Here is a 12272-nt window from a genome sequence, read left to right as displayed (position 1 = left end):
TTGTCAAAATCGTATACAATCCATTTCTAACGCACTTGCCACCAACTGCAAGAGCAGTCAGAACCACCCAACAGAGTTATAGATCAGGCCGGGCACTCATGACCATGACGAGCAATGCGAATTCAAACCGGACAGTCCTGACCTGCACCTGCGAAGGCACCATGGCGCCGGATGAAGGCGCGCTGGCCCGGGCCGGGTGTGGGGGGGCGGCATCCGCCACCCAGCTGTGCCGGGCCAATCTGGATCATTTCCGCACGGCCCTGGCCAAGGGCCTGCCGGTGACCGTGGCCTGCACGCAGGAGGCCCCGCTTTTTTCGGAAATCGCCGCCGATGAAGCACCCGATGTAGCGCTGAGCTTCGCCAATATCCGCGAAACCGCGGGCTGGACCGCCGAAGCCCGGACCAGCGGGCCAAAGATGGCCGCGATGATCGCAGCCGCAGCCGTCACGCCTGCGCCTTTCGGCGTCACCACCCTTGAAAGCAACGGCGTGGCGCTGATCCTCGGGCGCGACGAGGCGGCCATCGAGGCGGCTGCAAGCCTGGCGGATCAGCTGGACATCACCGTGCTGCTGCAGCCGGGCACCAAGGTGTCCCCGCCGCGCCAGACCCGCTTTCCGGTTCTGCAGGGCCGCATCCGCACGGCGACCGGCCACCTGGGGGAATTCACGCTGGCGGTTGACGATTACGCCGTGCCTTCCCCGTCGTCCCGCGAAACGCTGAAATTCGGTCCGGCGCGCGATGGCGCGACCTCGCGCGCGGATCTGATCGTGGATCTGACCGGCGGACAGCCGCTGTTCGCTGCCCATGACCTGCGCCCCGGCTATCTGCGGGCCGACCCCAGGGATGCCCGCGCCGTGGCCGATGTGATCGCGAAGGCAGGCCAGATGGTCGGGCAATTCGACAAGCCCGTGTTCATCGACTTCCTGGCCGATCTGTGTGCCCATTCGCGCAATGGCATCACGGGATGCACCCGCTGCCTGTCGCTGTGTCCGACCGGGGCGATCACGCCCGACGGCGACTTTGTGCAGATCGACCCCGCGATCTGCGCCGGCTGCGGGCAATGCGCCGCCGCCTGCCCGACGGGTGCCGCCTCCTATGCGCTACCCGATGTCACGACCGTGACGGCGCGCCTGCGCGCCGCGCTCAAGGCGTGGTACGCGGCCGGAGCAAAGACCGCCCCGGCGATCCTTCTGCATGACGGCGATCATGGCGAGCCGTTGATCAACGCCGCGGGCCGCCATGGCCGTGGTCTCCCCGCCCATGTGATCCCGCTTGGCCTGAACGAGATCACGCAAGCCGGACCCGAAGTGATGGCCGCCGCCTTTGCCTATGGGGCGGGTGCTGTCGCAATCCTGGGACGCGCCAGGCCCAAGCATGACCTTGACGGGTTGCAGGCCAGCATCGCGCTTGTCGCCTCTGTCGCCGAAGCGATGGGCCATGGCCCGGTCACCCTGATCGAAACGGATGACCCCGACGCGCTGGAGGCGGCGCTTGCCGATCTGGCCGTCGCACCTGCCCCCGCGACTCCCTCGGGATTTCTGCCGCCCGCTGACAAGCGCGGACTGCTGGTCATGGCCTTTGCCGAGATGAACCGCGCGGCCCCCGCACCCGCTGCGGTGCTGCCCTTGGCGCAGGGCGCGCCCTTCGGCAGCATCACGGTCGATACGGACGCCTGCACCCTTTGCCAGGCCTGCACCGGGGTCTGCCCGGCGGGCGCGCTGCTGGACAATCCCGAAACACCCATGTTGCGCTTTACCGAAAGCGCCTGCGTGCAATGCGGGTTGTGCGCGGCCACCTGCCCGGAAAACGCGATCACCCTGACACCGCAGCTGGATTTCGCCGCCTGGGACACGCCACGCCGCATCCTGCACGAAGAGCCGCCATTCTGCTGCACCATCTGCGGCACGGCCTTCGCCACGCGATCCGGCATCGAGCGGATCCAGTCCCGGCTGGCCGATCACTGGATGTTCCGGGGCGAGGACGGGGCGCAGCGCCTGAACGTGCTGACCATGTGCGAGAATTGCCGGGTCGAGGAAATCGTCAAGCAGGGCTTCGACCCGCATGACGACAAGACCCGCAAGGTCAGAACGCGCGCCGATTACCTGACCGACGACAAGGGTGAACGGGGGAACTGATCCCCCCTGCCCTCAGGGCTTGGCGCCGCCCAACTCGGCGATGCCGATGAAGCTGCGGTTCCAGGTCGGGCTGATCAGGATCTCGTTCAGACAGACATGAGCGGGCGCCTCGGCGATATAGCGGACGATCGCGCCAAGGTCTTCGGCCTTCAGCATGCGCGCGATATCCTCGGGCGATGGGGGTTTGGGGCGCAGCTTCAGGATGGGCGTCGCCACCTCGCCCGGCATCAGTGCCGTGCACCGGATCCCGTTGCGCCCCTCATCCTGGTTGATCGAATGGCTCAGCGCCACCACCGCATGTTTCGAGGCGCTGTAGGCCGGCCCGGTCAGACGCGACGGATACCGCCCCGCCCAGGACGAGGTCAGGATCAGCGTGCCGCCCCCCTTGGCCCGCATCGGGGGCAGCACCGCCAAGACGCCGTTCATCACGCCGGTCAGGTTGATATCGACGACCCGTGCGAAATCCGCCGCCGTGATCGCGTCCATGGCGCGATTGGGCACGTTGATCCCGGCATTGGCCATGAAGATGTCGACCGCGCCGAAGCGGCTGGCCAGATCATCGGCGATTGCCTGCGTGGCTGCGGCATCCGTCACGTCCAGCGGCAAAGCCTCGGCCTTGCCACCATCCGCCGCGATCTCGGCGGCGACACGCTCCAGTTCCGGCAGGCGTCGCCCGGACAGCACGACCCTCGCGCCACTGGCGGCAAGCGCCTTGGCCGATGCCTCGCCGATGCCGCCCCCGGCCCCCGTGACCCAGGCCAGCTTTCCTTCCAGGGTTCCCATGTCATCCTCCCGTGATCGCGATGTGTCGGCACCCAGAAGGTCACACAACACCGCCCATGTCCACCGCCGGCGCCCCTGCCATCCTTTGATCCACGACACGCGAAAGAAGAACCAGCCGGCAGCGGCGCGCAGTTTTTGGCTGACGCGGCACCGCGTTGGTGTGAGTATCGGGAAAATCGGGTCAGCCAGCTGCCCCGGAACCCGGGAAATGCGCAGGAAAGGCCGGATATGGAACTGACACAGGTATGCGCGGGGCTGCAATTCCCCGAAGGACCGATCGCGATGGCCGATGGATCGGTGATCCTGGTTGAGATCCAGCGGCAAACCCTGTCGCGGGTGCAACCCGATGGGCGTATCGAGACGATTGCCCATCTGGGTGGCGGCCCGAACGGGGCGGCGGTGGGCCCGGACGGGATGATCTATGTCTGCAACAACGGCGGTTTTCTCTGGACGCAGACGGATGGGATCACCCGGCCGGTGGGCACGCCTGCGGAATACGTCACCGGATCGATCCAGCGGGTCGATCCCGACACCGGCGCGTTCGAGACGCTCTATGACAGTTGCGATGGTCAGCCCCTCAGGGGGCCGAACGATATCGTCTTCGATGCGCAGGGCGGCTTCTACTTCACCGACCTTGGCAAATCGACGACCGACTATGTGCATCATGGCGCCTTCTACTATGCTAAGGCAGATGGCAGCCAGATCCGCCGCGTGAACGCGCCGATGATCACCCCGAACGGCATCGGCCTGTCACCCGATGGCAAGACAGTGCATGTGGCCGAGACGCGCACCGGCCGCGTCTGGAGCTTTGATCTGGTCGCGCCCGGCCAGATTGCCCCCCAGCCCTTCACCATGCCCGGACGGCTTGTGGCCACCCTGCCAGATTATCAGCTGCTGGACAGCCTGGCGGTTCAGGCCGATGGCAAGATATGCGTCGCCACGCTGATGCGTGGCGGGATCAGCGTCGTGCCGCCCGAGGGCGGGCCTGTCACGTTCGTCGCGGGGCCCGGCGATCCCTATATCACCAATATCTGCTTTGGCGGCGCGGATATGCGCGATGCCTGGATCACCGCCTCGGGGACCGGTTGCCTCTACCATGCGCGCTGGCCAAGCCCCGGCCTGCGGCTGCATTTCAACCGCTAGACCGGACAAGGCGCGGCACGCCCATGACCGCGCTTTTCTGACAGAGATCAAGGCGGCCCCATCCCGAGCAACTAGAATGTGGCCTTGGCGGTCCTCCACCAGGCGGGCCGCCGCATCTTTTCCGCAAGGCGCCCGGCGCTACGCGGAAAGGGACAGGAACAAGCCAGAGGTTGCATTCATGACGCCCGAATCCCCTTCCGATCTGCCCCTTGACCTGGGCCTGTCGGCGCATACCGCAACGCCCCGGCGCAGGCGGGTTTTCAGCAAGCGATGGCTTCTGGTGCTGCTGATCCCGGTCTTCATGTTCACCGGCGCGGTGATCGGCCTTTATTTCCAGCCACCCGCCCTGCAGAAATTCTATGCGCTGACCGGCCTGCAACCCGGTGGCGGATCCGATACGCCCATCGCGCTGCCGCCTGACATCGACCTGCCGCCAAAGATGGCCGAAACCATGTTGCCCAGCGACGTGGTGGGCTTGGCCCGCATCCTGCCGCGCGGCGACATCTCGATCGTGGCGGCGCCCTATGGTGCGGGTGATGCCCGCTTGTCCGGCATCCTTGTGGCCGTGGGCGACCGGGTCGAGAAAGGCGCGCCGCTGGCCTGGCTGGACAACCGCACCGCGCTGGAAGGCGCGGTCCTGATGGCCGAGGCCAACCTCGCCATCCGCGAGGCCGGCCTGATGCAGACAAGGGCCGCCGTCGCGGCCAGCCGGGACGAGGCGCAGGCGGCGCTGGACCAGGCGACATCGAACGCGACCGAGGCCGCCAGCAGCCTGACCCGCACCGAAGAGCTGTTCCAGCGCAACGTGGCGACCGAGGCAACGCTGGATGCGATGCGCACCGCGGCGGCCCAGGCCACGCTGGCCGTCACACGGGCCGAGGCGACGCTGAAGCGATACTCGGGCGTGGCGCTGGAGGCGCAACCCGATGTCGTGGTGGCCGCCCGCAATGTGGACGCGGCCAGGGCCGAACTGTCCCGCGCCAAGCTGGACCTGCAACGGGCTGCGGTGGTCGCCCCGATCGGCGGCACGATCCTCGATATCCACGCCACCCCCGGCCAACGCCCCCCCGCACAGGGGATCATGGACATGGGCGATACCAGCCAGATGATGGCCGAGGTCGAGATCTGGCAGGATCGCATCAGCGCCGTGGCACCCGGTCAACATGTCGAACTGGTCACGGTCGCCCTTGGCCAGACCCTGCATGGCCAAGTGGACAGTATCGGCCTGACCGTCGGACGACAGGGCATGATCTCGGACGACGCGGCCGAGAACAAGGACGCCCGCGTGATCCGGGTCATGGTGGCGCTTGACCAGCCCTCTTCGGAACTGGCCGCGCGTTTCACCAACCTCGAGGTCATCGCCCGGATCGATACGACCGCAGCGGCAAGGGCGCAGCGATGAGCTGGCTTTTGCGCAGGCTTTTCGGACGCCTGCCGATCGGCTGGCTACAACTGACCCATAACCGCACAAGGTTCGCGGCAGCGCTGGCCGGCGTGGCCTTTGCCAATGTGCTGGTCTTTGTCCAGCTCGGGATCATGAACTCGATGGCAGCGGCGACCCTGCGGCCCTATGAATTCTTTCAGGCCGACCTGATGATCTCGGCCGAGGATGCCAATGCCTTCAATGAAGGCGGCAATGTCGCGCGCCAATGGCTGCTGCAGGCCATGGCCGATCCCGATGTGGCCGATGGGATGGGATTGTTTCTGGGCAACGTGCCCTGGGACCGCGCGACCAAGGACATCACCTTCACCACCTTCGGGGTCGATCCGGCCCAGCCCGCGTTCCTGTCGCCCGAGATCGCCGGGGATGCAGCATTGCTGCAGGTGCAGGACGCGGCGCTGCTGGACCGGCTGGCGCGCGGGCTGTCGCGCGACGAGGCCGCCGCGATCCGCCCGCAAAGCCCCCTGGCCTTCGAGACGCAGGGCCGCACGCTGACGGCCTTTGCCACCTTTGCAGGCGGCGGCGGCTTTGGCGGGGATGGCTACATGCTGGTGTCGGACCAGACTTTTCTGGCGCTGTTCCCGGCCCGCAGTTCCAACGCGCCGGACCACATCCTGCTGACGCTGCGCCCCGGCGCCAACCCGACGCAGGTGATTGCGCGGCTGAAGACGCTGATCTCGGATCCCAGCCTGCGCATCCGCAGCTATGCGGATGCCGCCCAGGAGGATCTGCGCTATCAGCAGACGCGCCGGCCGACGGGCGTGATCTTCGGCTTCGGGGTGCTGATCGGCGTGCTGGTGGGCCTTGTGATCGTCTACCAGGTGCTGTCGACCGATGTGGCCGATCATCTGCGCGAATATGCGACGTTCAAGGCCATGGGCTATGGCCCGCGGTTCTTTCTGGGCATCGTGCTGGAAGAGGCGCTGGTTCTGGGCATCATGGGCTTTGTCCCGGGCCTGATCGTCGGCACGGCGATCCTGACATTGATGGCGGCCATCACCACCCTGCCGCTGACCATGACGCCTTTCATGGCGATCAGCGTCTTTCTGGGCACGATCCTCTTCTCGGCCCTGTCCGGGACCATCGCCACACGCCGGCTGGCAGCGGCCGATCCGGCCGATCTGTTCTGAGGACCGCCATGAGCGACGCACCCATCATCGCAACCGCAGGTCTGAACCACTGGTTCGGCAGCGGCGACGCACGCAAACAGGCGCTGTTCGACATCAACCTGACCCTGCAAAGGGGCAGCTTCACGGTCCTGATGGGCCCCTCGGGGTCCGGCAAGACCACGGTGCTGACCCTTGTCGGGTGCCTGCGCGCGGTCCAGGACGGCTCTGCCCTGCTGCTGGGCCAGGAATTGAACGGCGCCAGCGAAGCGATGCTGATCGCGCTGCGCCGCAAACTGGGTTTCATCTTTCAGGCCCATAACCTGCATGAAAGCCTGACGGCGGCACAGAACGTGATCATGGGCCTGCAGGTTCATCCCGGCGTGCCCGAGGCTGTGGCCGAACAGGCCGCCGTGCATGCGCTTGGCCTTGTCGGGCTGGCGGACAGGACCGGCTATCTGCCCGCGAACCTGTCAGGCGGGCAGAAACAGCGCGTGGCGGTCGCCCGCGCCCTTGTTGGCAACCCGGCCCTTGTGCTGGCGGATGAACCTACCGCCGCACTGGACAAGGACAGCGCCGCGGATGTGGTTGATCTGCTCAAGCGGATGGGCCGCGCACGCGGAACGACCACCTTGCTTGTGACCCATGACCCCCGCATCCTGGATCGCGCGGATCGCATCCTGACGCTGGAGGATGGGCGCATCGTCAAGGTTGAGGAACGCGGATGATTCAGCCTTGGGGCAGGATCGATCCGGCCCCGGCCTAGTCCAGGGTGGCCGCGATGAAAAGGATGGGCCGCGACTTTGACACGGCGGCCCGTACGGCCAGGCGCTGCCTGCCCACCTCAAGCTTGATCCGCGCCGCCTCGAGCTGGGAAATGGCCTTTGCGCGGCGCTCGTAGAGCGCGCGAATGCGCGAGCCGGGATTGCCGATGCTGGAAAGCCGTGTCGGACTTTCTTTCGGGAACCAGGCCCTCATTTCCTCGATGGCGACACTCCAGGACCTGTCTGCCTCGATGTAGCGTTGATAGGCCAACACCAGAAGGCGACGTCTTGCTGCAAGATCCGCATGCATATCATGTCTCCCGTCAAGATCGCGCGTATCCGGGACGGTGACAGTGTAAGGCCGCAGCCCGCTTTCTGGCAAGAGGGCCATGCGCCGGGCGGTTCCGCGGCAAAAGCGGCTAGTCCACCCTGGCGGCCCTGACCGCGATTTCGATTTTCCAGTCAGGACTGGCCAGCCCCGCGATCATGATCGTCGAACAGGCAAGATGCCCGTCGAACATCCGGTCCCGGACCTCGCGGAAGGTCTTGACCCCCTCCTGCGAGGTCACGATCGCAAAGACATCCACGATATCCGTCTTCGCCATCCCGGCCGCCTCGAGAATGGCAAAGACATTGCGCCAGGCCAGAACGTGCTGGGTTTCGGGATCCTCCGGGATCCGGCCATCGGCTTGCGCCCCCACCTGCCCGGAGACATGGACCGTTCTGGCATTGGCCGGCACTTCGACAGCCTGGCTATAGGCCGAAAACGAGGGGGGTGCCTTGTCGGTCTGAATGGTTCTGTTCATGGTCTTCCCCTTTCCCGGCGGCGTCATGGCGGCCGCATGCAGATCGTGCCCCCGCGCCCCGCAGTTGTCCATGCGCATCCGCACCGATCCCCGGCGGCGCACCGCAAAGACCATTCCCATCCTTGGTTCACGCAGGGAAAACGCTATAGTTCCGCGACGTGCGGCGCACAGGTGACCGAAGGCGCAGGGGCCGGACACCAACGGATCACAGGCCGCATGCAACATCGACGTCAACACTGGCCACCGGGTGGAAAATGAAAAACGCACTTATCCTTGTCGACATCCAGAACGACTATTTCGAGGGCGGCAAATGGCCCGTCGCGCAGATGGCACAGGTCGGCAGCAACGCGGCCCGTCTGCTTGCGGATGCCCGCAGCAGGGCCCGGCTTGTGGTTCATGTGCATCACGAAATGCCCGAAGGCGGGCCCTTTTTCGTCGCAGGGACGCAAGGCGCCGCGATCAATGCAGCCGTCGCCCCGCAGGACGGTGAGGCGACGATTCTCAAGCATCGGCCCAACAGTTTCCACCAGACCGGGCTTGAGCAACTGCTGCGCGATCACGGGATCGGCGCGGTCACGATCTGCGGGGCGATGTCGCAGATGTGCATCGACGCGACAGCCCGCGCCGCCCGCGATTTCGGCTTTGAGGTGACCGTGGTCGAAGATGCCTGCGGCGCGCGGGACGTGAGCTTTGCGGATACCATGGTACCGGCCGCGCAGGTCCATGCCACCATCATGGGGGCCCTGAACGGCAGCTATGCCAAGGTTGTCACGACACAGGGCTATCTTGGCGGCTGACCCGTCCCGGACCGGCCTCGGCCCGCGCAAAACTGCATCTAGGCAGAGGCCGTGATCTGCGGCTAGGCTTGTCGGTGACAGAACGGGGACACCGACAGACATGACCACGGAAAAGGCGCCGCGTTCATCGCGGCTTGAGAACCTGCGCAATCTTGATCCTGACGCGCGTCTTGACCTCCTGGCGCAGGCCGCAGGTCTCAGCGATGCGGACCGCGCCACGCTGGCCGGGCGCGATGTTCTGCCGATGTCGCTGGCCGACGGGATGATCGAGAACGTGATCGGCAAGTTCGAGCTGCCGCTGGCGGTGGCGTCGAATTTCAGCATCAACGGCAGGGATTACCTGATCCCCATGGTGGTCGAGGAACCCTCGGTCGTGGCGGCGGCATCCTACATGGCCAAGATCGCACGGGGCTGCGGCGGTTTCCTGACGTCTTCGGACCAGCCGGTGATGCGGGCGCAGGTGCAGGTGCTGGGCCTGTCGGACCCGCAGGCGGCGCGCCACCGCCTGCTGTCCGCCCAGGCGGAACTGCGCGAGATGTGCAATGCCCACGACAAGGTCCTTGTGGGGCTGGGCGGCGGTTGCATCGGGATCGAGGTTCATGTCTTCGAGACCTCGGCCGTGGGGCCGATGGCCGTGCTGCACATTCTTGTCGATGTACGCGATGCGATGGGGGCCAATACCGTCAACACCATGGCCGAGGCGATTGCCCCCCGCGTGGCCCAGATTGCGGGCGGCCACACGCGTCTGCGCATCCTGTCCAACCTGGCCGACCGGCGCCTGGCACGGGCCTCGGTCACCCTGACCCCGCAGGCACTGCAAACCGACAGTGTCAGTGGGGACGAGATGATCGACGGCATGCTCGAGGCTTACGCCCTGGCCCAGATCGACCCCTACCGCGCGGCCACCCACAACAAGGGCATCATGAACGGCATCGATCCGGTCGTGGTGGCCACCGGCAACGACTGGCGCGCGATCGAGGCGGGCGCCCATGCCTGGGCCGCCCGCAGCGGGCAGTATACCGCGCTGACCACATGGGAGCGCGGCAAGGACGGGCATCTGACCGGAACCCTGGAAATGCCCATGGCGCTGGGGCTTGTGGGCGGGGCCACCAAAACCCATCCCGCCGCACAGGCAGCCCTGCGGGTTATGGGCGTGACGACCGCGCAGGAACTGGCCGAAGTGACCGTCGCCGTCGGGCTGGCGCAGAATATGGCGGCCTTGCGCGCCTTGGCAAGCGAAGGGATCCAGAAGGGCCACATGGCGCTTCATGCCCGGAACATCGCAATTCTGGCCGGGGCCACAGGCGCACAGATCGAAGCGGTGGCAAAAGCCATCGCCGCCGAAGGGCGGGTGAGTGTCGATGCAGCAAAGGAAAAGCTGGCAGACCTGTAGCGGCGGCTTGGCAGTCGCGCTCGCTGCTCTGGCAGGTCCCGTCACTCAGGCCGGGAAATTCGCCCGCGTGCGGTTGGCAAACCAGACCAGCGACAGCATCACCGGCACCTCGACCAGCACACCCACCACGGTGACCAGCGCCGCGCCCGAGTTCAAACCGAAAAGCCCGATGGCCACCGCGACGGCCAGTTCGAAGAAATTCGATGTCCCGATCAGCGCACAGGGGGCCGCAACGTCATGCGGCACCCTCCATTTCCAGGCCCAGGCATAGGCGATGGCGAAGATCCCGTAGGACTGGATCAGGATCGGCGTCGCCAGCAGCAGGATCAGGAACGGGTTTTCCAGGATCACATTGCCCTGGAACCCGAACAGCAACACCACGGTCAGCAACAATCCCAGCACGGACGCGGGCTTGACCCGCGCGGTGAAGGCGGTGACCGCCGCCTCACCCCCCTGCCGCATCAGCCGCGCCCGCGTGATCGCCCCTGCGGCAAGCGGCAGCACCACGTAAAGCGCGACGGACAGCACCAGCGTTTCCCACGGCACCTCCAGATCCGTCACCCCCAAAAGCAGCGCCACGATGGGCGCAAAGGCGAAGACCATGATCACGTCGTTCAGCGACACCTGCACCAGCGTGTAGTTCGGGTCGCCCCTGGTCAGTTGCGACCAGACGAACACCATCGCCGTGCAGGGCGCGGCCCCCAGAAGGATCAGACCGGCGATATACTGCCCTGCATCGGCGGGATCGATCAGCCCGGCAAACACATGGTTGAAGAACAGCACACCCAGGGCGGCCATCGTGAAGGGTTTTATCAGCCAGTTGACCACAAGGGTGATGACCAGGCCCCTTGGCCGCTCGCCCACCCGGCCAAGAGCGCGGAAATCCACCGCGACCATCATCGGATAGACCATCGCCCATATCAGAAGGGCCACCAGCAGGTTGACCGAGGCATATTCGAGAGAGGCCAGAAAACCGAACATCCCCGGCAGCAGATTTGCCAGCACGATCCCCGCAACGATGCAGAGGAACACCCAGATTGACAGGAAGCGCTCGAATATCGACATGGATCTTGCCCTGTTCCGCGGGTCGGATGATGATGCGGCTTAGCATTTGTCACATGGGCACGAAAACCGAAAAGACGCACCATGCCTTGCAGGTGCGCCATCCCGAAAAACCGACACCGATCCCGGCAGAGGGGTCAGCTTGGCCTGAAGGCAGAGGAGGACGCGATGAAGGGCTTGTACCTGGCCGCTTTGGCCTTGATCATTCCGATGGATGCGCTGGCGTGGAGCGAGGCGGATCTGCAGAAGCTGCGGACAACCGGGCAATGTGCGGACTGCGATCTTTCCGGTGGCGACCTCAAGCGCGCCGCTCTTGCGGGGGCTGACCTTTCGGGCGCGGATCTGTCGGCGGCGAAACTCTGGGCCGTCGATCTGGGTGGCGCAAACCTGACCGGCGCCAACCTGTCGGGGGCCAATCTGGCGGCTGCCGACCTGCGCGCGGCCAACCTGCAAGGCGCAAACCTGGCAAAGGCCTATCTGACGACGGCGGACCTTGGGCAGGCCGGGCTTTCGGGGGCTGACCTGTCTGGCGCGATCATGACGCAGGCCGGGCTGCAAGACGCCGAACTTGGCGGTGCAAACCTGACCGGGGCCTACATGGAACTGGCCAATCTTGCCGGGGCCGACCTGTCCGGTGCCGATCTGACCCGGGCCAACCTGACATCGGCGCGCATGGACGGCGCGGTGCTGGCAGGGGCCATGCTGCACGGGGCCGTTTTGCTGGGGGCCCGGATTGAGGCCACCGCGCTGGAGGGCGCGATCCTGTGCAACACGGTCATGCCGGATGGAACATCTGACACCAGCGGGTGCTGAGGGGCGACACCGCGCGCATCACGGCCGCG

The 12272-nt window shown here is 66.0% G+C and carries 12 protein-coding genes; 8 read left to right on the top strand and 4 right to left on the bottom strand.

From position 1 onward, the window contains the following. Positions 1–98: 98 nt before the first annotated feature. Positions 99–2135, top strand: a complete 2037-nt coding sequence (locus ACMUJL_RS16215) for a 4Fe-4S binding protein (protein ID WP_416914347.1) — start codon at positions 99–101, stop codon at positions 2133–2135. A gap of 12 nt (positions 2136–2147) precedes the next feature. Here ACMUJL_RS16215 and ACMUJL_RS16210 read toward each other — a convergent pair whose 3' ends face one another. Further along, positions 2148–2918, bottom strand: a complete 771-nt coding sequence (locus ACMUJL_RS16210; protein ID WP_375572457.1) for an SDR family oxidoreductase — start codon at positions 2916–2918, stop codon at positions 2148–2150. A gap of 228 nt (positions 2919–3146) precedes the next feature. Between ACMUJL_RS16210 and ACMUJL_RS16205 the strand changes: the two genes are divergently transcribed. The 4 genes from ACMUJL_RS16205 to ACMUJL_RS16190 all read left to right on the top strand — a co-directional run bounded on the left by ACMUJL_RS16205 (position 3147) and on the right by ACMUJL_RS16190 (position 7336). Continuing rightward, positions 3147–4061 carry an SMP-30/gluconolactonase/LRE family protein gene (locus tag ACMUJL_RS16205; RefSeq protein WP_375572459.1) on the top strand — a complete coding sequence of 305 codons (915 nt, stop codon included), beginning with the start codon at positions 3147–3149 and terminating at the stop codon, positions 4059–4061. 178 nt (positions 4062–4239) lie between these two features. Continuing rightward, positions 4240–5463, top strand: a complete 1224-nt coding sequence (locus ACMUJL_RS16200) for an HlyD family efflux transporter periplasmic adaptor subunit (RefSeq protein WP_068292308.1) — start codon at positions 4240–4242, stop codon at positions 5461–5463. After that, positions 5460–6632 carry an FtsX-like permease family protein gene (locus tag ACMUJL_RS16195; RefSeq protein WP_375572462.1) on the top strand — a complete coding sequence of 391 codons (1173 nt, stop codon included), beginning with the start codon at positions 5460–5462 and terminating at the stop codon, positions 6630–6632. The genes ACMUJL_RS16200 and ACMUJL_RS16195 overlap by 4 nt, the downstream gene beginning before the upstream one ends. A gap of 8 nt (positions 6633–6640) precedes the next feature. Next, complete coding sequence (locus tag ACMUJL_RS16190) at positions 6641–7336, top strand: ATP-binding cassette domain-containing protein (protein WP_068292313.1); 696 nt, start codon at positions 6641–6643, stop codon at positions 7334–7336. A 34-nt stretch (positions 7337–7370) separates the two neighbouring features. Here the strand turns inward: ACMUJL_RS16190 and ACMUJL_RS16185 are convergent, their stop codons facing one another. Continuing rightward, entirely contained in the window at positions 7371–7682 is a 312-nt protein-coding gene (locus tag ACMUJL_RS16185) for a hypothetical protein (protein WP_068292314.1), read from the bottom strand. Between the two features lie 109 nt (positions 7683–7791). Then, positions 7792–8178: a RidA family protein gene (locus tag ACMUJL_RS16180; protein ID WP_375572465.1), complete on the bottom strand. Its 387-nt coding sequence runs from the start codon at positions 8176–8178 to the stop codon at positions 7792–7794. A 254-nt stretch (positions 8179–8432) separates the two neighbouring features. Here ACMUJL_RS16180 and ACMUJL_RS16175 point away from each other — a divergent pair, with 254 nt between their 5' ends. Both ACMUJL_RS16175 and ACMUJL_RS16170 read left to right on the top strand, forming a co-directional pair. Continuing rightward, positions 8433–8975: a cysteine hydrolase family protein gene (locus ACMUJL_RS16175; protein ID WP_375572467.1), complete on the top strand. Its 543-nt coding sequence runs from the start codon at positions 8433–8435 to the stop codon at positions 8973–8975. 100 nt (positions 8976–9075) lie between these two features. Beyond that, entirely contained in the window at positions 9076–10368 is a 1293-nt protein-coding gene (locus ACMUJL_RS16170; RefSeq protein ID WP_375572469.1) for a hydroxymethylglutaryl-CoA reductase, degradative, read from the top strand. A 45-nt stretch (positions 10369–10413) separates the two neighbouring features. Here the strand turns inward: ACMUJL_RS16170 and arsB are convergent, their stop codons facing one another. Next, the gene (arsB, locus tag ACMUJL_RS16165) at positions 10414–11433 is read right to left on the bottom strand and encodes an ACR3 family arsenite efflux transporter (protein WP_068292326.1); all 1020 of its coding nucleotides are present in this window, start codon (positions 11431–11433) and stop codon (positions 10414–10416) included. Positions 11434–11598: 165 nt separating this feature from the next. On the opposite strand from arsB, the gene ACMUJL_RS16160 reads away from it, so the two are divergent. Then, on the top strand, positions 11599–12243 hold the full coding sequence (locus ACMUJL_RS16160) for a pentapeptide repeat-containing protein (RefSeq protein WP_375572471.1): 645 nt from the start codon (positions 11599–11601) through the stop codon (positions 12241–12243). Positions 12244–12272 lie beyond the last annotated feature (29 nt).

The sequence above is a fragment of the Seohaeicola sp. genome (assembly GCF_048006315.1).
Taxonomy (GTDB): Bacteria; Pseudomonadota; Alphaproteobacteria; order Rhodobacterales; family Rhodobacteraceae; genus Seohaeicola.
This window is presented reverse-complemented; position numbering and strand designations above follow the sequence as displayed.